Origin of the sequence: Streptomyces sp. NPDC001502 (assembly GCF_042894785.1) — a bacterium.
Classification (GTDB): Bacteria; Actinomycetota; Actinomycetes; order Streptomycetales; family Streptomycetaceae; genus Streptomyces; species Streptomyces kutzneri.
In genome coordinates this window covers 12,419-36,391 of sequence record NZ_JBIAVW010000010.1, presented here as the reverse complement: position 1 = coordinate 36,391, position 23,973 = coordinate 12,419, and the positions used below count along the sequence as shown (strand labels likewise).

Genomic DNA, 23,973 nt, shown 5'->3' with positions numbered 1-23,973 from the left:
GCGACCTCAGCCTCGGGTGAGCTTCTTGTAGGTGGCACGGTGCGGACGGGTCGCGTCCGCACCGAGCCGCTCGACCTTGTTCTTCTCGTACGACTCGAAGTTGCCCTCGAACCAGTACCACTTGGACTCGCCCTCGTACGCCAGGATGTGCGTGGCGACCCGGTCGAGGAACCAGCGGTCGTGGGAGATGACCACGGCCGCACCGGGGAACTCCAGCAGCGCGTTCTCGAGCGAGGACAGGGTCTCGACGTCGAGGTCGTTGGTGGGCTCGTCGAGGAGCAGCAGGTTGCCGCCCTCCTTGAGCGTCAGCGCCAGGTTGAGGCGGTTGCGCTCACCACCGGACAGGACGCCGGCCGGCTTCTGCTGGTCCGGGCCCTTGAAGCCGAAGGCGCTGACGTACGCGCGGGACGGCATCTCGACCTGGCCCACGTTGATGTAGTCGAGCTCGTCCGACACGACCGCCCAGAGGGTCTTCTTGGGGTCGATGTTGGCGCGGGACTGGTCGACGTAGCTGATCTTGACGGTCTCGCCGACCTTGACGGAGCCGGAGTCCGGCGCCTCCAGGCCCTGGATCATCTTGAAGAGCGTGGTCTTGCCGGCACCGTTCGGGCCGATGATGCCGACGATGCCGTTGCGCGGCAGCGTGAAGGACAGGTCGTCGATGAGGACCTTGTCGCCGAACGCCTTGGAGAGGTTGTTGACCTCGACCACGATCGAGCCCAGACGCGGGCCCGGCGGGATCTGGATCTCCTCGAAGTCCAGCTTCCGCATCTTGTCCGCCTCGGCGGCCATCTCCTCGTAGCGGGCGAGGCGGGCCTTGGACTTGGTCTGGCGGCCCTTGGCGTTGGAGCGGACCCACTCCAGCTCTTCCTTGAGGCGCTTCTGGCGCTTCTCGTCCTTGCGGCCCTCGACCTTGAGGCGGGTGGCCTTCTTCTCCAGGTAGGTGGAGTAGTTGCCCTCGTAGGGGTGCGCGCGGCCGCGGTCGAGCTCAAGGATCCACTCGGCGACGTTGTTCAGGAAGTACCGGTCGTGGGTGACGGCCACGACGGCGCCCTTGTACTGCGAGAGGTGCTGCTCCAGCCAGTTCACCGACTCGGCGTCGAGGTGGTTGGTGGGCTCGTCGAGGAGGAGCAGGTCCGGGGCCTCGATCAGCAGCTTGCAGAGCGCCACGCGGCGCTTCTCGCCACCGGAGAGGGTGGTGACCGGCCAGTCGCCGGGCGGGCAGCCCAGGGCGTCCATGGCCTGCTCCAGCTGGGCGTCCAGGTCCCACGCGTTGGCGTGGTCCAGGTCCTCCTGGAGCTTGCCCATCTCGTCCATGAGGGCGTCGGTGTACTCGACGCCCATCAGCTCGGCGACCTCGTTGAAGCGCTTGAGCTTCTTCATGACGTCGGCGGCGCCGTCCTGGACGTTCTCCAGGACCGTCTTCGACTCGTCGAGCTTGGGCTCCTGCATGAGGATGCCGACGGTGAAGCCGGGCGACAGGAAGGCGTCACCGTTGGACGGCTGCTCCAGGCCCGCCATGATCTTCAGAACGGTGGACTTACCGGCGCCGTTGGGGCCGACCACACCGATCTTCGCGCCGGGCAGGAAGTTCAAGGAGACGTCATCAAGAATCACCTTGTCGCCGTGCGCCTTGCGCGTCTTGCGCATGGTGTAGATGAACTCAGCCAAGAGAAACCGTCCGGCAGATCGATGGTGGGCAGATACACCCCATCTTGCCGTACGTCCATACCCTCGGGCGAATGGGTAGGTCAGGCGCCCCTGACCTGCGGCGCGACCGGAGGGGGAGCCTCCACATTCGGTCACTGTCGGTCATCGCCGGTGCGCGAGCCCGGGACGCACGCCCCCGCGGGGTGCGGCGGCGCCGATCCGCCCGGACGGCACCCGCCGCCGCTTCGCCGCGGGGCAGGACGCCTCTGGCAGGGCGAACGGACGTGGATACCCGGGGGGTTCAGTGGGGAACACACTGATTGCGTTGGCCGTGGCCGTGGCCGTGGTGGGTGTCGCGGGCACTCGGCGGGGAGAGCAGCAGGCAGGACGGCGAGCGGGGACAGCCGCCGGCCGAGGTGCATGAGGACGGCCCCCGCGGGACGGCCCCCGCGGGACGGGCCCCGGGCCGTCCCTGGCCGTCCCTGGCCGTCCCTGGCCGGGCAGGATGGCGGGGAGTGCGGGGGCGCGGCCTCCGTCAGCCGTACACGGAGGTACATGTGAACAACGCGCTGCTGGCGCTCGCCGGCGCGATCGTCGCGGTGACCGGCACCCTGCTCGCGCCGATCCTCTCCCAGCGCGTGCTCGCACGCGTGCAGACGCAGCAGTTCGAACGGCAGGAGCGGGCGGCCGACGCCCAGTGGGTGCGCGAGCAGCGCGTGGCGGGGGTGGAGAAGCGGCGGGCCTGCTACGTCACGGCGAACTCCGGCTACCGCCGCTACCGCATCGAGCTCATGAAGTACCTGTGGCTCGTCCACAAGGGCGAGGTCACCGCGCAGGCGCGGACCGATCTGGAGGAGACGCGGCTGGCCATGCACACCGCCTTCGCGGAGGCCCAGATGGTCGCCTCGGACGCGGTGCTGCAGGAGCTGGACGCGATGACGGCGACCCTGGCCGGCGCGTACAGCCGCACCCTGCACCTGGAGGACGGCGACCCGCACCCCGGCTGGTCGTTCGAGGAGATACAGACCGAGCTGCTGCAGCTGGGGGACCACTGGAAGAACATGCGCGGCCTCATGCGGGCCGACCTGGGGGTGAGTCCGGGCCCGACCGCCGCGGACGCCTGACCCGTCAGCGGGGGCGGTAGACGGTCAGGGCGTCGGGGAGCTCGTCGAGGACGAGGTCGGTCGGGGCCTCGGCGTACTCGCCGTCGTAGGCGAGCGGGGTGCCCGCGGGGATGTCCCCGATACGCAGGCTGCGCAGGCGGGTGGCCACGTGGATCGGGGAGCGGCTCAGCGGCCCCGTGAAGGCGGCGGCCAGGAGCCGCGGGCCGGGGCGGCCACCGCCGTGGACGAGGCGCAGGTCCAGCAGGCCCTCGCCGAGATGGTCACGGCGGCGCGGGGTGGGGCCGGTGCCGTGGTAGGTGCCGTTGCCCGCGAAGAGCAGCCATACGCTCCGGGGCCGCCCGGCCAGCCGCAGCCGCACGGGCCGCTGGGAGCGCAGCACCCGCCAGGCCGCGAGCAGCGCGGCCGGGCCGCCGCCGATGCGCGGGGCCCAGCGCAGCCGGTGGCCGAGCAGCTCCGGATAGGCGCCGATGCTGAAGTTGTTCAGGAAGTAGCCGGGCTCTCCCCCGGGCCCCGGGGAGAAACGGCCCACGCCGACGCGGACGGCCTGCCCCTGCGCCACGGCCTCGCAGGTCGCCTCGGCTCCGGCGAGGCCGAAGTCCATCGCGAAGTGGTTGAGGGTGCCGCCGGGGAACAGGGCCAGCGGCACCCCGGCCCGCAGTGCGGCGGTGGCGGCCGCGTTGACCGTGCCGTCGCCGCCGCACACCCCGAGCACGGTGGCCCGCGAGGCCGCCTTCGCGAGGGCGGCGGACAGCTCCTGGCCCTCGCACTCGATCACCTCCGCCGCGGGCAGACGGGTGCGCAGGATGTCGAGACCCGCGGCGGCGGCCGTCCCCGACCCGGTGTTGACCACCACGGTGAGCCCGGCCCCGTCGGGGAGTGCGGGGGCCCCGGCGGCCGGCCGCTCGTCGCCCGGCACGACCCGGGCCTCCTGCGCGTCGCGCGCGAGGCGGCGTACGACGAATCCGGCGGCCACCCCCAGTGACGCGCCCACGAGCACGTCGGAGGGGTAGTGCACCCCGGTGTAGACCCGGGAGAACGCCACGGACGCGGCGACCGGGGCGAGGACGGCCCCCCAGCCCGGGGAGGCCAGCGCCACCCCGGTGGCGAAGGCGAAGGCCGACGCGGAGTGCCCGGACGGGAAGGAGGTGGTCTGCGGCTGTGTGGCCAGCTGCCGGGTCAGGGGTACGCCTTCCAGCAGCGGCCGGGGACGGCGTACGGACCACTTGCCGACGGTGTTGATGGTCGCGGAGGCCAGCGCCAGCGAGGCGACCCCGCGCACGGCGGCCTTGCGGGCACCGTTCGACCCGAAGACCGCGATCGCCGCGGCGGCCCCGCCCCACAGCACCCCGTGGTTCGCGGCCCGGCCGAGCCGCGGCAGCACCCGGTCGGCCCCGGGCCAGTGCCGCTGCGCCACCGCGTCGAACAGCCGACGGTCCCACCGGGCGAAGGCGCCGGACCAGGTCAGTTCTTGATCAGCCATCTTCTGCCCTTACCCCGGGCGGCGGATCCGAACCGGTCCGCGCGGCCACCCGGCCCATCGGGCCCATCCGGTCGGGCCGCGCGGCCCCGATCGTCAGGTCACCCCGCAGGACCTCAGGGCGTGTCCTCCTCGTCCAGCGGGCGCTTGCGGAGCAGCAGCACCACCAGACCGCCCAGGACCACCAGGCCCACCGCCAGGGAGGCGATGACCGGGGTGGCCGCCGAGCTGCCGCTGGTCGCCAGCCGCTCGTCGTCCGGGGAGGTCGTCGCGAGGGCCGCGGACCGCTCGCCCAGCGCCTCGGCCGCCGAGCCGGAACCGGCTCCCGAGACATCGCCCGAGGTGCCTCCCGGCGCCGGGGCCGGGGGCTGCGGCCAGACCGCCGTGGCCGTGGCGGCGGCCGCGGACTCGCTGGAGCCGGCCACGATCTGGGCGTGGGTCGGCAGTTCACCGGTGAAGACCCGCCCGACCGGCACCTTGGTCGCGCCCTGGACGGTGACCGAGGCCGTCCCGTCGGGGGTGCCCGCGGGCACCTCGAAGTACAGCCGGCTGCCGTTGACGGCGGTGGTCAGCGGCTGCCCCTCGGCGTCCACCACCCGCACCCCCATCGCGACGGCCGCCGCGTCCGGGATGACCGACACGCTCGGCGCCCCGGTCCGCACGGTCACCGGGCCGAGCCGGGTGCCCACGGCCCCCGACACCTCGCCCGGGTCCAGCCCGAGCGAGGCCGGTGGCTCCGGCAGCTGCCCGGCGGCCCGCTGCAGGTAGTCGGCCAGCTTCTCGGCCGCCGGGTCCGCGGCCTCGACCTGTGCCCCCTCCGCCAGCCGCCAGATCGCCACCTGGGTTCCGGCGGCCGCGCTCTGCGCCGTGAGGGCCCCGGCCCCGGCCGCCTTGGCGAGCCCGGCCAGATCGTTGTGCTGCGGGTAGGAGTGCTCCAGGACCCAGCGGATCCGGCCCGCCTCCCGGTTCCCGGCGAGCGGGCTGCCGCTCCAGCCGCTCTCGGTGTACCGGGCCTGCGGCTGGGCGTTGCCCGTCACGCCGACCCCGTACGTCTGGAGCATCCCGCCGCCGTCGACCCGCATCTCGTAGAGCCCGGCCGGGATCTGCCGGACCGAGCCGTCCCCGGACCGCAGGACCGCCTGCCCGAACGTCTTCAGCCCGTCCAGCACGGCGCTCGCACCCTCGGGTGACCTGGGCGCCACCGGTCCGGAGTCGGCGGCCGCCCGCGCCGCGGGCGCGGTGGCGAGGGCCGCGGCCAGCAGGGCCACCGCCAGCGGCCGGCGCGCGGAGCCCCGTACCGCGGCGGGAGGTTCGAGAGGAACCGGGGCAGGAGCAGCAGCTGGAGCTGGAGCTGGAACAGGCGCAGACGCAGGCGCAGACGCAGGAGTGGGATCAGGAGCGGAGAATGCGGGAACGGCAATCGACACAGTCTTCCCCTTCGGGCCAAAGACCCAGGTGCCCGTGAGTACCGGGGAATCCTATCCGCCTCGAACACTCAGACCACCGCCGCCTTCTGAGTGACCATCAGCGGTGTATCCGTCCGTACCACGCGCCGGAAGGCGGCGGTACCGCGATTCAGGTCATGACCGATGGCCGTCGCGTCGATCTCCGCGGAGAACCACCGGTTGCCCTCTCCGTCGGGCGGGTCCTCCCGCACCCGTAGCCTTCCGTGCACCACCAGCGGCTCGCCGACGGATACGGAACCGGCGAGGTTCACGGCGAGCGTCCGCCGCGCCCACACCGTGTAGAAGCTGGTGGTCCCGTCCGTCCAGGCGTCCTTGCGCCGGTCGAAGTACCTCGGCGTCACGGCGAAGCGGAACCGCGCCGCCGGACCGTTCACCGTCTCCTTGTAGTCGATCTGCGTCGCCACATAGCCCACCAGCGTCACCTGGGTGTCGTACATCCCGGTCGCCCTCCCCCATGGTTCCGGTCCGTACGGATCCGTACGGACCATCCGCACGGACCATCCGTACGGGGTACGAACCATGCTGGGGCAGGCCGCCGATCCCCGCTCCGGCCTGTGGATTACTGCCGGGTTGTGGACAACCTGCTCCCCCCTGCGGCCACCGTGGCGTACTGCTCCCGCACCTCCCGGTAGCGCAGCAGCTCCGCCGCCACCGGCTCCAGCACCCGGGCCCGGCCGCACCCGGCCGCCGCCTGCCGCAGTCTGCGCTCCGCGTCCTGCCCGTACCTGCGCGCCGGGCCCCGGGCCGCGATCGAGCAGGACCATTCCACCAGCGGGCCGCCGATGATGCCCGCCACCATCAGCAGTACCGGCGGCAGCAGCCTCGGCTCCAGGACCCCGACGATCTGCCCGACCAGCCACAGCCCGCCGTAGATCTGCAGCAGGGTCATGGCCGCCTGCGCCAGCACCGCCGCCGGCCACCATGTGGGCCGCGGCGGTTTGACGCTCGGCACCGCGACCGCCGCCCCGAGGGTCACCGCGATCTCGTCCAGCGCCTCCGGCAGCCGCTCCGCGCCGCGCACCGCGGTCTCGCGGACCGCCTGCGCCCACGGGTCCGGCAGTCCGGACACGGCCTCGTCGGCGACCGCCCGCACCGCCTGCTCCACCCGCTGACGCGCGGTCACCTCCTCCTCGGCCGGGGCCTCGGCGACCGCCGGGCCGCGCCCGCCGATCGCCGCGAGGGCGGCCAGACCCGCCAGGCTGCGGGGCGCACGGCGGCCCTCGTACCAGCGCCACAGCCGCAGCCACGGCGTCCCGCACGCCTTCCCGGCGTTGCGCCGCCACGCGCGCTCGGCGGCGAGCCCGGCCGCGTACGCCCCGACCGCCTCGGCGAGCCGGTCCTCGAACTCGGCGCGCGCCGCCTCCCCGATCTCCGGCCCGGGGTGCCCGTCGGCCACGTACAGCGGTCGCAGACGCACGGCCGCGCGGTCGACGTCGGCGGAGATCCGCCGGGTGGCCGCGCCCTTCTCCTGGGTGAACTGTCCGAGGAGCTCGCGCAGTTCCCCGACGCCCTCCCCGGTGAGTGCGGACAGCCCGAGGACGGTGGCGCCGGGCTCGCCGTGCTCGCCGAGGGCGATGCCGTCGTCGTCGAGGAGCCGGCGCAGATCGTCCAGTACGAGGTCGGCGGCCTCCCCGGGCAGCCGGTCCACCTGGTTCAGGACGACGAAGGTCACCTCCGCGTGCCCGGCGAGCGGCCGCAGGTAGCGCTCGTGCAGCACGGCGTCCGCGTACTTCTCCGGATCCACCACCCACACCACGGCATCGACCAGCGCCAGCACCCGGTCCACGTGGTCCCGGTGCGCGCCGACCGCCGAGTCCAGGTCGGGCAGGTCGACGAGGACCATCCCGCGCAGCGCCTCCGCTTCCGAGGTCTCGCGGGGCCGGCGCCGCAGCCGCCCCGGGATCTCCAGGCGGTCCAGCAGTCCGGCGGCTCCGTCCGACCAGCTGCATGCGATGGGCGCGGCGGTGGTCGGGCGGCGCAGCCCCATCTCGGAGATCTGCACACCGGCGAGTGAATTGAAGAGAGTGGACTTGCCGCTTCCGGTGGCTCCGGCGATCGCGACGACCGTGTGCTGGGGCGACAGCCCACGGCGCGCGGCCGCCTCGTCCAGTACCCGCCCGGCCTCGGCGAGGGTCTTTCCGTCGAGCCTGGTCCGGGACAGCCCGACCAGCTGGCGCAGCGCGTCGAGGCGCAGCCGCAGGGCCTGTCCCTCGGGGCTGAGCGGGGGCGCGGTCGACTTGCCGCCGTCACTGCCCGCGCCGGAGACGGCCCGTACGAGGGCCTCGTCGCCCTCGTACCCGTCGCCCCCCTCCTCGTCCTCGTTCCCGTCCACGGGCCGGGGGCGCGAGCGCGCGATGAGTCCGTCGTCCCAGCGGTCGTCGGTGCGGTCGGTCAGGGCGGTCACCGCGTCACCTCTCCTTCTGCAGTACGGACAGCGCGGCAATCAGCTCGGCCTGTGGTTCCGGGGTCACTTCGAGCGCCTCCAGCGGGGCGAGCCGGCGGTCGCGTTCGGCGCGCAGCACCTGGTCGAGGTGGTCGCCGACCAGTTCCCCGCCCCGGTCGCGCAGCCGCAGGGCGGCCTGCGCGCCGATCCGTTCGGCGAGCTTCTCCCCTGCGGGCCGGGCCCGTTTGCCGCCGAGGAGGGCGGCGACGAGCAGGGCGGCCACGCCGTCGGGGTCGGGTGCGGGCTGCCGGTCGCTCTTGGCCACCTCCTCCTCGGCGAGTTCCTCCAGGACCCGTCGCCAGCGGCGTACGGCCATGCCGATGCGCTCGCCCGCCTCCCGGTCGGGCGCGGGCAGCGAGACCGCGCCGGCGGCCGGCTCGCGCCGCCAGGCCTCGGCGATTCGCTCGTCGGCGGCGGCGACGGCGCACTGGAGGAGCGCGGCGAGGGATTCGGCGAGCGAGTCCAGCAGTTCGTCGGCGCTCGTGTCGAGCGGGTAGCCGCGCCACCGGGTCAGCGCGTCCCCGGCCAGTACGGCGCCGTGGTCGAGACGGCCCCGGACCCGCTTGCCCTCCCGTTTGTACGCGTCCTCGACGGCCGAGGTCAGCCGTACGGCGGCGGCGTGCTGGGCGGCGACGGCGGAGGCGAGCTCCGGCATCCGGCGCCTCAGGGAATCCAGCGCGCCGAGCGCGGTGCGCCCGACGGCGTACTGCCGGGCGGCCGGGTCCTGCGCGTGGTGGGCGAGCCAGGCGAACAGCGGGGCGACGGCACTGGCCGGCAGCAGGCCGCCCCCGCCGGTGGACTCGGGCAGCTCCGGGACGGTGAACCGCGGTACGTCGCCCAGCCCGGCCTTGGTGAGCAGGGCCCCGTACTGCCGCGAGACCTCGGCGAGCACCTGGTGCGGGACCCGGTCGAGGACGGTGATGAGGGTGGCTCTGTACTGCTTGGCGGTGCGCAGCAGGTGCCAGGGGACGGCGTCGGCGTACCGCGAGGCGGTGGTGACCATCACCCAGACGTCGGCGGCGCAGATGAGCTGGGCGGCGAGGGTCCGGTTCTCGACCACCAGGGAGTCGATGTCGGGGGCGTCGAGGATGGCGAGCCCGCGCGGCAGGCTGGAAACGGTCTCGATCCGCATCTCGCGGGTCGCGTGGGTGTCGGCCGGTCCGCGGTCGCGGGCCCGGGTTCTGGCGGCGGGGGGCACCTCCTCCTCCCCGTGCGGCACCCAGACCCGCATCAGGTCGGGCAGTACGCGCATTCCGGCGAACCAGTGGTGGTCATCCGGATGGCAGACGAGCACCGGTGTGCGCGTGGTCGGGCGCAGCACCCCGGCTTCGCTGACCTGTCGGCCGACGAGGGAGTTGACGAGGGTGGACTTGCCGGCCCCGGTGGACCCGCCGACGACGGCGAGCATCGGCGCCTCGGGCGCCTTCAGCCGGGGTACGAGGTAGTCGTCGAGCTGCGCGAGCAGCTCGGCTCTGGTCTGGCGGGCGCGCGGAGCGCCGGGCAGGGGCAGCGGCAGACGCACGGACGCGACCCGGTCGCGCAGGGCGGACAGGGCATCGAGCAGCTGAGGCCGAACATCCAAGGTCACCACATGCGAAGAATGCCCAATTTGGGACCATTTTTGAAGCTTATACGTCCTCTGCGCGCCGACCGCGACTCCAGTGGGACATTCTGGGCACGACGGACGAGTGGGGCACAGGCATAACGAGTGCACAACACCAGGGGCGCCGCGGCGCAAAAGCGATGCGAGAATCGCACCTGCCTGCGATTATCGGGACCGCTTCACCGAACCTCCACATCGTGGCTCGCGGGTGAAGCAACCGGGACAAGGCGACCGGAGCCCTATCCTTGATCCGGCACGGACCTCAGCCCCACCCCCACCGGGGGCTCCAGGCCCACCAAGGCCGCCTTCCGGCCCCCGTAGCTCAGTGGATAGAGCAGGTGCCTTCTAAGCACTTGGCCGCAGGTTCGAGTCCTGCCGGGGGCACTCCTCACGTCCCGCCTCAAGCCCTCCCCCCGGGGAGGGTTTTCGTGTGGGCCGGCTCCGCCGGACCTGCCCCGGAGCCCGGCGACTCGCCCTAGATGTCCCGCGCCGGGCGGTACTTGTAGTACGTCAGGAACATGTCCACCCCGGTCTCGCTCAGGGCTGTGGTGGTCTCCTGGGGCAGACCCACCCCGTAGGCGCTGTGGATCAGGTGCGGGTAGAGCACCAGCGAGTAGAACTGGATGATGGCGACCTCGACGTCCGGCATGTCGAGGCGGCCCTCCGCGATGAGCCGCTCGAAGGTGTCGAGCAGGGCCGGACGGACCCGGTCGGGGCCGCTCCGCTTCCAGGCCAGGCCCAGTTCGGGGAAACGGATGGTCTCGTTGACCACCAGGTGACGCAGCGCCATCACGTCGGGCCGGATCATGCCCTTCACCCAGGCCTCGGCGGTCCACACCAGCGCGGTGCGGAGGTCGTCGATGTCCTCCAGGCGGGCGGCGGTGCCTTCGACGGCCGCGCCCAGGGCCTCTTCGAGGGCGTCCCCGATGACGGCCAGGAAGAGCGCGTCCTTGTTCCCGAAGTGGTTGTAGACGGTCACCTTGGAGACTCCGGCCTCCGCGGCGATGGTGTCCATGCCGACCTTGAAGCCGTCCCGCACGAAGGCCGTTCGCGCGGCCCTGACGATCGCCAGCCGCTTGCGGGCGGCCCGGTCGCCCGTCGGCACCCGCGGGGTCTCTTCCATCACCGCTCCGCTCGCCTTCGCAATCCTCGACCCGTCCCCCACCGGTCGGGCGCCAGCCTAGCAGCCCCTGAACTGATCAGTTGAGTTCATATGAACCGACCTGTACAGTTCAAGCGCGCCGAGTCCCACGGGGGTGGGCTGGGCGCCCCACCTCGGCCGGAGGGATCCCGGCGCGCGTCGCTCCGCTCGGGCCGTTCGAGGCCGCAGCGGGCCACCGGCTGCCGCTCCGCGCCGAGGACATGGACGCGGACGTGGACATGGACGCGCGCCGGTTCGGGCAACCGGCCGCCCGCGAGCGGCCGGCCGATCTCTGGACGCGCGCGCCGCGCCCCCTCGTCCGAGCCACCGTGCATCCATCTCGCGCTGTTCCGCCGCGAGTTCGACCGGACACCGCGGCCGCGGACCGGTGTCAGCGGGCCGTCAGCCGGTCGTCAGCGGGTGGCCGCACCGTCCTCCTGTCGGGCAGGACCGGGCCACACCCCCAGGAGACACCTGAGATGAGCATCGAAAGCAACGGCATGCGGCGGGACGAGCTGTCCGCGTTCGTCGAGGCGACCGCCGAGGAGTTCGGCATTCCCGGGGTCTGCGTCGGGGTGCTGATGGACGGTCAGGAGGCCTGCGTCTCCTACGGGGTGACCCATCTCGACCACCCGCAGCCGGTCGACGACAACACGCTCTTCCACCTGGCGTCGGTGACCAAGACCTTCACCGCCACCGCGCTGATGCGCCTGGTCGCCGAGGGCCGGGTGGAGCTCGACGCTCCGGTGCGCCGGTACGTTCCCGGGCTGGAGCTCGCCGACGAGCGCGCGCCGGAGCGGATCACCGTGCTGAACCTCCTCCACCACACCGCGGGCCTGGAGTGGAACCTGATCTTCACCGGCGACGAGGCCGGCACCCTGGCCGGCTTCGTGGCACACCTGCCCGAGCTCCCGCTGATCGCCCCGCCCGGTACCCGCGCCTCCTACGGCCAGGCCGGCTGCAACCTGCTCGGCCGGATCATCGAGACGGCTCTTCGGCCGGGCCCCGACCTCCGTACCCCGACCGACTTGCGGGAAGGCCGGGGATGCGGTTGCGTCGAAGGAGATGGGTACGTGGTTTCCGTCTCCCCTGGGTTGGGGGTGAGCCATCGTGCTGTTCACCCATCGCGCGGAGGCCGGCGAGAAGCTCGCCGAGGCACTCCGGCACCTGAAGGGGGAAGATCCCGTCGTACTGGGCCTGCCCCGCGGCGGAGTACCGGTCGCCTACCGGGTGGCCCGCGCGCTCGGCGCCCCGCTCGATGTGATCGTGGTGCGCAAGCTCGGCGTCCCCCACCACCGTGAGCTGGGCTTCGGCGCCATCGGCGAGGGCGGCGTACGCGTCATCAGCGAGGACATCGTCCGCGGCAGCCGCCTGGGACCGCAGGACATCGAGGCGGTCGAGCACGCCGAGGAGGCGGAGCTCACCCGGCGGGCCAGGAGGTTCCGCGGGGACCGGCCGCGGGTGCCCCTGGACGGCCGGACCGTGATCGTCGTGGACGACGGGATCGCGACCGGGGCCACGGCCGCCGCCGCGTGCGAGGTCGTACGGGCGCAGGGCGCGGCGCGCGTGGTGCTGGCCGTTCCGGTGGCCCCGCCGGACGCGGTCGCCCGGCTGGGCTCGGCGGCCGACGAGGTGGTGTGCCTGGCCACACCGCACGCCTTCCGTGCCGTCGGCGAGTGGTACCAGGACTTCACCCAGACCCCCGACGAGGAGGTCGTCTTCCTGCTGGCGCGGGCGGCCGCCGACCCTGTCACCCGCCCGCCCGTCCGGGCCGCCGAGGTCGAGGTGGACGCCGGTGGCATCGTCCTGGCCGGGGACCTCGCCCTGCCGGAGGGCGCCGGGGCGGTCGTCGTGTTCGCGCACGGCTCCGGCAGCAGCCGCCACAGCCCGCGCAACCGGTCGGTGGCGGCGGACCTCAACCGGGCGGGCCTGGCCACGCTGCTCCTCGACCTGCTCACGCCCGACGAGGAGGCCGACCGGGCCAACGTCTTCGACATAGAGACCCTGGCCGGGCGGCTCGCGGACGCCACCGCCTGGCTGCGCCGCCGCGAGGCCCTCCCGACGGGCTGGTTCGGGGCGAGCACCGGGGCCGCGGCGGCGCTGTGGGCGGCCGGGGAGACGGGCGCGGAGATCGGCGCCGTGGTGTCCCGCGGTGGCCGGCCGGACCTGGCCGGTGCGCGGCTCGCCGCCGTACGGGCTCCCACGCTGCTGATCGTGGGCGGCCGGGACTCGACGGTGCTCGACCTCAATCGCCGGGCCCAGCGCGAGCTGCGCTGCGAGAACCGACTGGAGATCGTCCCGGGGGCCACCCACCTCTTCGAGGAGCCGGGAGCCCTGGAGGAGGTGGCCGGCCTGGCCCGCGACTGGTTCACCCGCCACCTGGTGCCCTCGTAGACCGGACCGGTCGGACCGGACCGGTCGCGCCGTGACGGCAGCGGTGGTGACGGCAGCGGTGGCGCGCCGGCGGCGGCACGCGCGACCATGAGGAGATGGAGCAGGCGTCGGTGCAGGATGTCAGCACCCCGGGCCGCATCGCGTCGCCCGGTGAGGGCATCGGCCCGGACGAGCTGGCGCTCGCCGCCCGCAACCACGGGCTTCCGCTGGAGGCCCTGCGCTACGAGGTCACACCGCCCGGACTCCACTACGTCCTGGTCCACTACGACATACCCGCCGCCGACCCGGCCGGATGGTCCCTCACCGTCGGCGGCCGGGTCCGTACCCCGCTGACCCTGGACCTCGCCGCCCTGCGCGCGTTCCCCGCGGTCACCCACCGCGTCACCATGGAGTGCGCCGGCAACGGCCGGGCCCGCCTGACGCCCCGGCCGGTCAGCCAGCCGTGGCTGGTCGAGGCGGTGGGCACCGCCGACTGGACGGGCGTACCGCTGCGTCTGGTGCTCGCCGGGGCCGGGGTGCGGCCGGACGCCGTCGAGGCCGTGTTCACCGGCGCCGACCACGGGGTCGAACGCGGCGTCGAGCAGGACTACCGGCGCAGCCTGCCGGTGGCGGCCGCCACCGGGGACGACCCCGAGGTGCTGATCGCCTACGCCATGAACGGCCTGCCCCTGCCCCCGCAGCACGGGTGTCCGCTGCGGCTGGTCGTCCCCGGCTGGTACGGCATGGCGCACGTCAAATGGCTGCGCGAGATCACCCTCGTCGACGCGCCGTTCACCGGATTCCAGCAGGCCGTGGCCTACCGCTACCGGCGGGCCGCCGACGATCCGGACGACCCCGGCGAGCCGGTCACCCGGATCGCGCCGCGCGCCCTGATGGTCCCGCCCGGTTTCCCCGACTTCATGTCCCGCACCCGTGTCGTGCGCCCCGGCCCCGTACCGCTGGAGGGGCGGGCCTGGTCCGGCCACGGGGCCGTCGAACGGGTGGAGGTGAGCGCCGACGGGGGCCGCTCCTGGACCCGGGCCGAGGTCGCGCCGCCGGGGCCGCACAGGTGGGCGTGGCAGGCCTGGTCCTGTGTCTGGGCGGCGGCGCCGGGCCGCCACACGCTCACCGTCCGCGCCACGGACACCGAGGGCGGCACGCAGCCCCTCGAACAGCCCTGGAACCGGGGCGGTTTCGGCAACAACCTGGTCCAGGACGTCCCGGTCCTGTGCTGCTGAGCGGGGGGCGGGGGGACGACGGCGGACAGCGGTGCGCCGTCAGCCGAAGCGGCCTTCGACGTAGTCCGCGGTGCGCTGGTCGGAGGGGGCGGAGAACATCGCCGGGGTGGGGCCGTGCTCGACGATCCGGCCCGGGGTGCCCTGCTCGGCGAGGAAGAAGGCGCACTGGTCGGAGACGCGGGCCGCCTGCTGCATGTTGTGGGTGACGATCACGATGGTGACCTCGTCGGCCAGATCCCGGATGGTCTCCTCGATGCGGCGGGTCGAGGTGGGGTCCAGGGCGGAGCAGGGTTCGTCCATGAGGAGGATCCGGGGGCGGACCGCCAGCGAGCGGGCGATGCACAGGCGCTGCTGCTGGCCTCCGGAGAGGGCGCCGCCCGGCTGGCGCAGGCGGTCGCGGACCTCCTTCCACAGCCCCGCCTTGCTGAGGCACTCCTCCACCAGGTCGTCCCTCACGGCCCCCGAGGCGCGCACGCCGGTGAGTTTCAGGCCCGCCGTGACGTTGTCGTAGACCGACATCGCGGGGAAGGGGTTCGGCTTCTGGAAGACCATGCCGATGCGCCGGCGGGCGTCCGTCAGCCGGCGGCCGCGGGCGTAGATGTCCTCACCGTCGAGCAGGACCTCCCCGGCCAGTTCGGCGCCCGGGATCAGCTCGTGCATGCGGTTGAGGATGCGCAGGAAGGTCGACTTGCCGCAGCCCGAGGGGCCGATCAGGGCCGTCACGCGGCTGCCGGGCATCTCCAGCGAGACCCGGCTGAGGACCTTGCGGCCGCCGAACCAGGCGGAGATCCCGCGGGCGTCGAGGGAGGAGGCACCCGTGGAGGTGGCCTGGGGCAGGGTGAGCGTCTCGGTCATGGGGGCCTCGATCAAAGGAGGTTGGGCAGGAGCAGGGCGGCCTGGTCGGACACGGCGAGGCCGAGGGCGGCCAGCACGGGGAAACCCACGAGCCAGGTGTGGGCGCGGCCCCAGCGGACGCGGGCCCAGGCCAGGGCGGCCGCCGCGAGCAGCAGGGCCTGGCCCCACAGGATCAGCGGCATCCAGGCCGAGGACTGCCCGGCCATCGGAGCCTCGTCGGCGGGCAGCCGGCCGGGGGCGCGTCCGCCGGACTGCTGGGCGGGCGAGACGAGCTCGGCGTCGACCTGGAGCACACCGCCCGGCATGTACGGGGTTCCGTCGGCGGTCATCAGGGTCAGCAGGCCCGCCTCCCCCGTCGGCCTGACGGGTTGCGGGTCCCCGGCCCGGCGGACGCCGAGGACCCGGTACGCGTGCTCGCCCTGCCCGGTCGTGACGGTGAAGGTCTCGCCCCGCTCCAGGTCGCCGATGTGGCCGAACGGGCCGCCGTAGCCCGCCTGGCGGCCCATCAGGATACTGGTTCCGGGCTGGCCGGGGAGCACGGTGTCGCGCCGGTGTCCGGGGCCCGATGCCAGCACCTCGGCGGTGGTCGCCTCGCGGACGACCTCCCGTACGCCGATCTGCGGGATGGCCAGCAGCGCGACGGGGGCGCCGGCCTCGGTCGGGCCCAGCGGGGCGGTGGCGTTGGCGAGCTGGTCGCGCAGCTCGGCGTACCCGACCCGGCGGTCCCGCTCGTGGCGGAGGTGGCCGAGGGGTCCTACCTCGGCGACGAAGCCGAGGAGGAGCGCACCCAGGATGGCCAGGGCGGCGCCGGCGGCCCACAGGCCGGGGCCGGCTGCCGGGGCGGACCCCGGCCCCGCCGGAGCACGGACGGCTCCTGCGGGGTCGGGGCGCGCGTCCACCGGCTCGGTGGCGGTGGCGGTCATTTGTCCTTCTCCGTCGCTCGGTTGCTGTTCGTGCGGGCGGTACGGCCGCTGCGGCTGCTGCGGCTGCGGCTGCGGCTGCTTCAGTTGCCCGGGGTGCGGGAGGCGCCCGGGAAGCTCAGCAGCCCGCGGCGGCGGGCCCACCAGACGGCGGAGCCGCCGGTCAGCACCAGGCCCGCGGCGATCAGGGCGAGGGTGGTGGCGTCCGTACCCGTGTCGGCCAGGCCGCCGCCCGCGCGGGAGCCGCCGGAGCCGCCGGTGGCGGTGCTGCCGGCGGTGCTGCCCGCGGTGGTTCCCGTGCCGCCGGTGGTGACGTTGGTGGACAGGCCCAGTCCGGTGCCGCCGGTGGCGGTGGCCGTGGGGGTCGGCGTCGGGGTCGCGGAGGGATCCGGGGTGGAGGTCGTGGTCGGAGTCGGCGTCGGCGTCGGGCTCGGGGTCGACGTCTGCGTGGGCGTCGGGGTGGGTGTCGCCGTGGGGGTCGGGGTCGGCTGGCCGCCGCCCGGGTCCGTCGTCCGGTACTCCGTGTTCGACGTGAACCACATCGACCCGGTGAAGTCCCCGTACGTGTCGCTGCCGAAGGCCTTGCGGCACACCACCGTCAGGTCGTAGCGGCCCTCCAGGGTGGTGAAGCCGGCCTCGTTGGCGTAGTCGCGCATGGTCATCGTCAGCGGAATGACGATGCCGCCCGACGGGGCCTGCCCGTACGTGGAGATCGGGGAGTTGCCCACCACGTTCTTGCCCTCGGCCGGGAAGCCCTTGCCGGTCACCTTCACCAGGACGTTGGTGGCGGGCGCCGGGCAGGCCGCCGAGGTGGCGAGGTCGACGCTGGTGGTGTCGGTGCCCGTGGCCGGGTTGATCACCGCCGTGCCGGTCGGGGCGGCCTGGGCCGCCGCCCCGGGCAGGGCCGTTGCGGCCAGGGTCACGACGGCGGCGGCGAGCACTGCGGCTCCGGCCGCGTCGCGCCGGGTGGGACGGGTGAACTGCACGATGGGCTCCTTCTTGGCGATCTCGGGTGTGGTGCGCCGGCGGGCCGACGCGGTGGCCGCCGCCCGGGCCAGGCGCCGGCGGCGCCACAGCCGCAGCCCGCACGCGGTGATCGCGAGAACCAGGGCGAGCAGCGTCCACGGGACCGTCCACAGCGACACCGAGCGGGTCAGGGACGGGAGTTTGGGGTCCACGCCTTCGCGGGTCGCGACCGCCTGGACGGAGACGACGGCGGAGGAGCGCAGCGTCGGCACCACGCCGTCGGCCTTCGCCGTGATGGTCAGCGAGCTGCCGGGCAGCAGATCGCCGAGGTCCTTGAGTCCGCCCGCGGTGACGGAGCCGCCGAGCATGCCGTTGATCCGGACGGCCTGGCGGGCGCCGAGGCGGACGTTGCCGGTGTTGCGCAGGGTGTACGTCACGGTGGCCGAGCCGGTGCCGAAGGGGTTGAAAGTTCCCGCGTACGAGGCCTTCACGTCCTCCACGGCCAGCCGCGGGGTCAGCTCTCCGGCGAGGCGGAGGTAGACGCGGGTGCCGACGCGCTGGTCGAGGCGGACCTTGTTGCCCTGCGCGTCCTGGCCGCCGCCCGCGAGGGTCGCGACGATGCCGGCGGTGTGGTCGCCGGGGGTGGCGTCCCGGGGGACGGCGAGGGTGAAGGGCACGATGACGTTGGCCTTCGGCGGGACCGTGACCGTGTCCTTCTCCAGCTTGATCCAGCTGCCCGCGTCCTTCGGCGCCTGGCCGGCCGGGAGCAGGTCGAAGCCGCCGTCGACGGTGTTGACGGCGTCGCTGGCGTAGACGGCGACGGTCAGCGGCTCGTCGCCGTAGTTCCAGACGGCTATCTGGTCCCGCAGCCCCGCGCCGCCGGTGACCCCGTACGAGAAGTGGGCGCGGGCGTCGGGTTCCTTGGGTCCGGCCGGCTGCACGCCGAAGGTGGACTTCCGGTCCTCCGTCGGGGCCGGGGCCGCGTGCGCCGCCGGTACGGCGAACAGCACGAGCAGCAGGGCCAGCAGGGCCAGCTGGGGCAGCAGGGCCACCGGCACGGCAGCGGCGGCGGACGGGCCCGGGCGGCGCCGGGCGAGGGCGGTGGAGGTCATGGCGCGGGCGTCCGATCCGGGCGTAGGGGGACGATCGGTGCGATCGAGGCGATCGGTCCGATCGAGGCGTCAGGGGCGGGGCGGAACGGGCGGCATGCTGGGAAGGGCCCGTTCCGTCCCGGGGCTCACGCCTGGATCAGATGGCGGTGAGGGTGAGGGTGGCGCTGTAGGTGCCGGCCACCGTGGAGGTCGGAACGTTCAGCGCCAGGTCGGCGGTGACGTGCGCGGTGCCGAGACCGGCGCCGTTCGCGAGGGTGCGGGCGGACTTCAGACCCGCGGTGCCCGCGTCACCGGCGGCAGCGCCGTGCGCCGCCGCGACGACGGAGCCGGCCGTGACGGTCTGCGCGGGAGCCTTGTCGACGAGCTTCGGGGACCAGCCGAGGTTCTGGCCGTTGATGGCGTGCGTGGCGCCGTCGGAGAAGTCGGTGACCTGGCCGCTGACGGTCCAGCCCGGGTTGCCGGCACGCGTGTCCGTGAGGGTGACCGGGTTGATCGACCCGGCGGTGGTCAGCAGGTCGCCGTCGGCGTTCAGGACCGGCGAGGGCAGGGTGACCTGCGGGTTGGCGACGCTGATGACCAGCGCGCCGGCGTTGACGGTCGTGGTGATGGTCTCGGAGGCGGTGACTCCGGTGAACGCGCCGACCACGTACGGGATCGCGCCCGAGTCGGAGCCGAGGTAGGCGCCCGCGTCGGCCGGCACGAAGACGGCGGTGAAGGAGTGGGCGCCGACCGGCAGGCTGCTTGTGGTCAGTACGGCGGTGCCGTTCGCGACGGGGACGGTGCCCAGGGTGGCGGTGGCGCCGCCCACGGTGTCGGTGAACTTCACCGCGCCGGCCGCGCCCGCGGGCGTGACCGTACCGGTCAGGGTCACCGGGCTGAACTGCGGCGCGGTGGAGGCCGGGGAGACCGCGAGGGCGGTCGTGGTCGGCGCCGCCGGGACGGCCGTGACCGCGTAGGAGACGTGGGCCGAGGTCGAGCCGTTGTACGAGGCGCTCGCCGGGCTGAAGACGGCGGTCAGGTCGTGCGTGCCGGCGGCGAGGTTGCTGGTGGTGAGGGCCGCGGTGCCGCCCACGACGGTGACGGCGGTGCCGAGGTTGTTCGCGCCGTCCTTGAACTGGACGGTGCCGCCGGCGCCGGCCGGGGCGACCGTGGCGGTGAGGGTGACCGGGGTGCCGGCCTGGGCCGGGCCGGCCGGGGTGACCGCGAGCGCGGTGGTGGTGTCGGTCTTCACCGCCGGGTCGGTGTTCTGGTAGGTGGTGTTCGAGGTGAACCAGACCGCGCCGGTGTAGTCGCCGAGGCTGGTGCCGTTGAAGGCCGTCCGGCAGATGACCGTGAAGTCGTACTTGCCCTGCAGGGTGGTGAAGCCCGCCTGGCTGGCGTAGTCCCGCATGGTGGAGGTCAGCGGGATGACCATGCCGCCGTTGGGCGCGGTCGGGTATGTGGTGATCGGGGAGTTGCCGACCACGTTCAGCCCGCCGGCGGGGAAGCCGGAACCCTCCACCTTCACCAGCACGTTGGTGGCGTTCGCGGGGCAGGCGCCGGAGGTGGTGAAGGCGATGCCGGACGTGTCGGCGCCGGTCGCCGGGTTGATCTCGATGGTGCCGATCGGGGCGGCGTACGCGGCGCTCGCGCCCGCGAGGCCCGCCGCGAAGGCGGTGGTCACCGCGGCGACACCCAGGGCCAGGGCCCGTGAAACTCTGTTCTTCAGCACAGCAGTCTCCAGAATCAGAAGATCAAGGCTCGTTCAGGGATCGGTGATCAGCGATCAGAGATCAGAGATCAGAGATCAGAGATCACGAAGGGATCGGTGATCGGTGATCAGGGGGTCTGCTTGGTGGTGTCGCCGCAGTTCGGGTTCGTGGCGAAGCCGTAGGTGTTGATCACTGCGCTCTGCTTGCAGATCTCGGAGTTCGCGCCGACGAAGACCGTGCTCCAGGGCGCGGTGGCGACCTTGCCGGTCGGAATGACGTTGTAGACGTCGCGCTTCACGCCGAAGCCGCTGTTGAGCACGGTGGGCGCCAGGCCGTCTACGGTGCCGAGGATGGCGCGGCCGCGCAGGTCGGCGATGGTCTGCGAGGACTGCGACTGGTACTGCGCGATGGAGAACGGCACGATCGACTTGTCGTCGAGGACCCGGCCGTCGTGCTCCTGGACCGGGGCGCTGCCCTTCTTGTCCTTGATGCAGGGGTAGACGCCCGCGACGACGTCGGCGTCGGTGATGCCCATCTGGGACTCCCAGAAGCTGCGGGTGCCCGAACCGGCCTGCGGCAGGTAGACGGTCATGTCGTAGTTGGGGCCCGCGCCCACGTAGTTCGGGTCGCAGTGGTAGATCGCCTTCAGGTCGGTCAGCGACAGCTTGCGCGGGATCGCCGAACCGGGGGTGATCGCGTAGCTGACGCCGTCCACCGCGAACGGGACGTACGTCAGGCCCGGGGCCGCGGCCGCCAGGTTGAGGGAGGAGGAACGGGCGAAGTCCAGACAGCCGTTGCTCGCCTGGAGGGAGGTCAGCAGCGCGGAGCGGCCGGCGCCGCTGCCGTTGGGGCGGGCGATGGTGCAGTTCGGGTTGGCCGCCGGGTCCTTGGTGGTGATGTTCGCGGAACCGGTGGCGTCGTACGAGCCGATGACCTTCTGGCCGTTCACGGTGATGGCCGCGGCCAGCCCGTTCATGACGTCCTGGGTGGTGTCGGAGCCGACGCCGGACAGCTGGCGGTACGGCGGCGGGCCGGCCGGGTCGGCGAAGGCGATGCTGCCGCCGGTGGCGGCCAGCGCCAGTGCGGCCGCCGCGGCGGCGAAGGCGATCTTCTTCTTGTTCACGCGGGTTTGCCCCTCAGCTAGGCTGCGCCCCGGGTGGTGCCCGGCACGCGTTGGGTGAAGTTCCGTTGGCGCGGACGAATCAGACGGTTGTGGCCGGGTATCACCTCCCTTCGTCGCGGTGGGCGGCGCCCGCGCGCAGTGCGCGCAGGTGGGGCAGGAGACGGGGCCAGAAGCGGGGCAGCAGCGGGCCGGCGAAGGCCGCGAGCGCGCCCACGATCAGGCAGATCAGCAGCACGTGCCGGATGGCTCCGACCACCCAGCGCGGGGTGTCACCGGTGGCCCGCGCGGCGGGCGCCTGGCCCGCGGTGGCGGCGGGTGCCGCGGATGCGCCGGGTGCGGCCGGAGCCGCGGCGGCCGGAGCCGCGCCGCCCGCGGCGGATGCGGGGGCGGGGGCGGAGCCGCCGGTGGCGGTGGACCCGCCGGAGCCCGGGGCGGCTGCCGCACCGCCGGCGGAACCGCCCGCGGCGGCCGACGTACCGCCGGAGGCAGTGGCTCCGCCCGTCTCGGCGCCCGTCGGCCCGCCCGGAGCCGGCTTCTTGCCCGCCTCGGCCGTGACCTTGCGCGCGGCCTCGCGGGTCCGGGCCCGCAGGGCCTCGGGCAGCGGGGCGTAGCCGTGCGGCAGGGTTCCGGCGGCCACGCCCGGGGTCTGGCCCCGGTCGGCCGCGTAGGCGAGCAGGCTGCCGTAGTCCTTGCCCTCCGCCACCGTGAGGTCGGCGGGCACGGTGGCCGCGTAGGTGAGGACGGTGAGCGGGTAGGCCGCAGGGTCCTTGGCCGCCGGGTCGGGGGAACTGATTCCGTCCGCGCCGTCCGCGCCCTCCGCGCCCTCCGCACCCGGCTTGCGGGCGCCCGCCGCGGCGATGAGACCGGCCGGTTCCGGTGCCACGAACCGGCCCGCCGCGTTGAGGAGTTCGGCACGCACGAGGCCGTACCGGTCGGCGGTGGCGGTGTCGGTGACGGCGAGCACGGCCCGGGCGCCGGCCGGCTGCGGCGGGTCCTTCTTGTACGCGGGGGGTGTGGCGGTCGCGTCCCAGGAGGTACGGGCGAGGGTGTCGCCGCGGCTCGCGGCGCGGGCGGCCGCGTGCATGTCGCTGGCGTAGGGGTGCTTGTCCTGGATGCAGAGCGGGAAGGAGGGCCGGTCGTCGAAGGGCTGGCAGTACGGGTCGCTCTTGGGGAAGCTGTCGCTCGGCAGCGCCAGGTCCTTGTAGTGCGGGTTGACGGCCATGCCCGCGTACGCGCGGTCCCCGTAGGTGCCCGCGTTGTCGGGCACGCCGGTCAGGAACTCCCGGGCCGCCGGGTCCTGCGCCACCCACTCCCACAGCTGGCGGGTGGTGTCGGCGAGCGGCTGCGGTACGAGGGCGTCGCCGAGCCTGCCGCCGAAGTCGAGGCCGGTGTAGTCGGGGTTGTGGCGGATGAACTCCGGGTCGCGGCCCAGGTTCTCCGGGTTCTTCGCGGTGCTCTCGGCGAAGCGCGAGTTGCCGTCCTTGTACGACTCGGTCAGCAGCTTCGCGACGAGCCGCGGGGTCAGCCGCAGGGAGCCGAGGCGGGTGCCGTTGCGGGCTTTGACCTCGTCGGGGGCGCCGAAACCGGCCTGGCTCTCGATGAAGTAGCCGATGGTGATGCCGGAGAGGGCGACGGGCGCGTAGACGGGTTTGCGGGTCTCGGACCCGGGGGCGGACGCGGCGGCCGGCCGGCCGAGGAAGACCAGGCCCGGGCTGCCGGAGAGCAGTTTGACGCGGGCCGTCTCGTCCGGGACCTGGGCGTAGCCGTAGATGGCCTTGCCGCCGGTCTGGCACAGGGCCGGCTGCCAGCGGGTGACGGCCTCGGCGGCCATCTCGCTGCCGAGCGTGCCGCGCTCCTCGGCGCCGATCGGGCAGAAGCTGCCGAGCGGTTCGAAGCCGAGGGGGACGACGAGGCGGTGCTTCCAGTTCGCCGGGCTGAGCGGGGAGGACTGGAGCTGCCCGCCGGACTGGCTGGTGTACGGGGTTCCGTCGATCTCGGCGGTGCCGCGCGGGACGACCACCAGCCAGCAGCCGCGGCCGGTGGTGGCGCCCTGCGGATCGCGGACGCCGGCTCCGCAGCCGAGGCCGGGGGCCTCGATGGCGGTCTGGGTCTCGAACCAGACCTCGCCGGTGCCGCGGGCGTTGGTGCGGGCGTAGGGGACCTCGTTGGTGCTGTTGACGTCGAAGAACTCGTTCCAGTTGCCCGGGCTGACCGGGTCGTCGCCCACCGTCCGGAAGGGGGCGAAGGAGATCCCGCTCGGAGTGGGCGGCGGCAGCGGCTGGTTCTCCGCGTCCTTGAGGCGGTCGCCGTAGTTGAGCTGGCGGCTGTTGGTGTAGGCGCCGGCGGCCTGGTTGCCGGCGCCCGCGCCCAGCGCCGAGGAGCCACCGAACTGGCACTGGTCGGTAGTCGGGCCGGTGGCGGCGTCGCCCCAGCACTGCATGATCTGCAGGTAGTTGGCGGCGTAGGCGGTGTCCGAGACGGTCGGCGCCCCGCCGGTCCAGGACACCTTGACGACCTGGTCGACGAGGTTGCGGGTCTGGCTGACGGTCACCTTGAGGGTGGCGAAGTCGCCGGAGCCGGTGACCGTCGCCGCGGATCCGCCGGCGGCCGGGCCGTCGGCGGCGTACGCGTTCTGCGCGCCGGGGCCGAAGGGACCGAGGGGGCCGGTGGCGGCCACGACGGGGAGCAGGGCGAGGCAGAGCGCGCCCAGCGCGAGGCGGAGCCGCGGGGGTATGCCGAGTACGCGGGGTATGCGGGGTATGCGGGGTATCCGGGGTATGCGGAGCATGCG

Annotated in this window: 16 protein-coding genes, 1 tRNA gene and 1 pseudogene; 5 read left to right on the top strand and 13 right to left on the bottom strand. The window is 73.8% G+C overall.

Features of this window, described 5'->3' with window-relative positions; translation table 11 throughout:
• Positions 1-6: 6 nt before the first annotated feature.
• Positions 7-1,671, bottom strand: coding sequence for an energy-dependent translational throttle protein EttA (gene ettA / locus ACFY0D_RS19150; RefSeq protein ID WP_351161459.1), 1,665 nt, complete (start codon positions 1,669-1,671; stop codon positions 7-9).
• Positions 1,672-2,207: 536 nt separating this feature from the next.
• Between ettA and ACFY0D_RS19145 the strand changes: the two genes are divergently transcribed.
• Entirely contained in the window at positions 2,208-2,774 is a 567-nt protein-coding gene (locus ACFY0D_RS19145; RefSeq protein ID WP_390799376.1) for a hypothetical protein, read from the top strand.
• Between the two features lie 4 nt (positions 2,775-2,778).
• Here ACFY0D_RS19145 and ACFY0D_RS19140 read toward each other — a convergent pair whose 3' ends face one another.
• The 5 genes from ACFY0D_RS19140 to ACFY0D_RS19120 form a co-directional block, all read right to left on the bottom strand.
• Positions 2,779-4,254 carry a bifunctional phosphatase PAP2/diacylglycerol kinase family protein gene (locus tag ACFY0D_RS19140; protein ID WP_390799375.1) on the bottom strand — a complete coding sequence of 492 codons (1,476 nt, stop codon included), beginning with the start codon at positions 4,252-4,254 and terminating at the stop codon, positions 2,779-2,781.
• 113 nt (positions 4,255-4,367) lie between these two features.
• Positions 4,368-5,519: a thioester domain-containing protein gene (locus ACFY0D_RS19135; protein ID WP_390799374.1), complete on the bottom strand. Its 1,152-nt coding sequence runs from the start codon at positions 5,517-5,519 to the stop codon at positions 4,368-4,370.
• Positions 5,520-5,746: 227 nt separating this feature from the next.
• Complete coding sequence (locus ACFY0D_RS19130; protein WP_390799373.1) at positions 5,747-6,154, bottom strand: single-stranded DNA-binding protein; 408 nt, start codon at positions 6,152-6,154, stop codon at positions 5,747-5,749.
• 122 nt (positions 6,155-6,276) lie between these two features.
• Positions 6,277-8,121: a GTPase gene (locus tag ACFY0D_RS19125; protein WP_390799372.1), complete on the bottom strand. Its 1,845-nt coding sequence runs from the start codon at positions 8,119-8,121 to the stop codon at positions 6,277-6,279.
• 4 nt (positions 8,122-8,125) lie between these two features.
• Entirely contained in the window at positions 8,126-9,742 is a 1,617-nt protein-coding gene (locus tag ACFY0D_RS19120; RefSeq protein ID WP_390799371.1) for a dynamin family protein, read from the bottom strand.
• A 332-nt stretch (positions 9,743-10,074) separates the two neighbouring features.
• On the opposite strand from ACFY0D_RS19120, the gene ACFY0D_RS19115 reads away from it, so the two are divergent.
• Positions 10,075-10,147: transfer RNA gene (locus tag ACFY0D_RS19115), tRNA-Arg, on the top strand.
• Positions 10,148-10,238: 91 nt separating this feature from the next.
• Here ACFY0D_RS19115 and ACFY0D_RS19110 read toward each other — a convergent pair.
• Positions 10,239-10,886, bottom strand: a complete 648-nt coding sequence (locus ACFY0D_RS19110; RefSeq protein ID WP_390799370.1) for a TetR/AcrR family transcriptional regulator — start codon at positions 10,884-10,886, stop codon at positions 10,239-10,241.
• 239 nt (positions 10,887-11,125) lie between these two features.
• Here ACFY0D_RS19110 and ACFY0D_RS19105 point away from each other — a divergent pair.
• From ACFY0D_RS19105 to ACFY0D_RS19095, 3 genes and pseudogenes are all read left to right on the top strand, one after another.
• Positions 11,126-11,884, top strand: a pseudogene (locus ACFY0D_RS19105) (serine hydrolase domain-containing protein); the annotation flags it as partial.
• A gap of 130 nt (positions 11,885-12,014) precedes the next feature.
• The gene (locus tag ACFY0D_RS19100) at positions 12,015-13,298 is read left to right on the top strand and encodes a phosphoribosyltransferase family protein (protein WP_390799369.1); all 1,284 of its coding nucleotides are present in this window, start codon (positions 12,015-12,017) and stop codon (positions 13,296-13,298) included.
• A gap of 95 nt (positions 13,299-13,393) precedes the next feature.
• The gene (locus ACFY0D_RS19095; protein ID WP_390799368.1) at positions 13,394-14,515 is read left to right on the top strand and encodes a sulfite oxidase; all 1,122 of its coding nucleotides are present in this window, start codon (positions 13,394-13,396) and stop codon (positions 14,513-14,515) included.
• Positions 14,516-14,554: 39 nt separating this feature from the next.
• On the opposite strand, the gene ACFY0D_RS19090 is transcribed toward ACFY0D_RS19095, so the two are convergent.
• The 6 genes from ACFY0D_RS19090 to ACFY0D_RS19065 form a co-directional block, all read right to left on the bottom strand.
• On the bottom strand, positions 14,555-15,370 hold the full coding sequence (locus tag ACFY0D_RS19090) for a phosphate ABC transporter ATP-binding protein (RefSeq protein WP_390799367.1): 816 nt from the start codon (positions 15,368-15,370) through the stop codon (positions 14,555-14,557).
• An 11-nt stretch (positions 15,371-15,381) separates the two neighbouring features.
• Positions 15,382-16,293 (bottom strand): sortase, encoded by a 912-nt coding sequence (locus tag ACFY0D_RS19085; RefSeq protein ID WP_390799366.1) that lies wholly within the window; start codon positions 16,291-16,293, stop codon positions 15,382-15,384.
• A gap of 80 nt (positions 16,294-16,373) precedes the next feature.
• Positions 16,374-18,368, bottom strand: a complete 1,995-nt coding sequence (locus ACFY0D_RS19080; protein WP_390799365.1) for a WxL protein peptidoglycan domain-containing protein — start codon at positions 18,366-18,368, stop codon at positions 16,374-16,376.
• Between the two features lie 136 nt (positions 18,369-18,504).
• Positions 18,505-20,079: an Ig-like domain repeat protein gene (locus ACFY0D_RS19075; RefSeq protein WP_390799364.1), complete on the bottom strand. Its 1,575-nt coding sequence runs from the start codon at positions 20,077-20,079 to the stop codon at positions 18,505-18,507.
• Positions 20,080-20,186: 107 nt separating this feature from the next.
• Positions 20,187-21,182, bottom strand: a complete 996-nt coding sequence (locus ACFY0D_RS19070; RefSeq protein ID WP_390799363.1) for a hypothetical protein — start codon at positions 21,180-21,182, stop codon at positions 20,187-20,189.
• Between the two features lie 100 nt (positions 21,183-21,282).
• Positions 21,283-23,970, bottom strand: coding sequence for a hypothetical protein (locus ACFY0D_RS19065; RefSeq protein ID WP_390799362.1), 2,688 nt, complete (start codon positions 23,968-23,970; stop codon positions 21,283-21,285).
• Between the last annotated feature and the right edge of the window lie 3 nt (positions 23,971-23,973).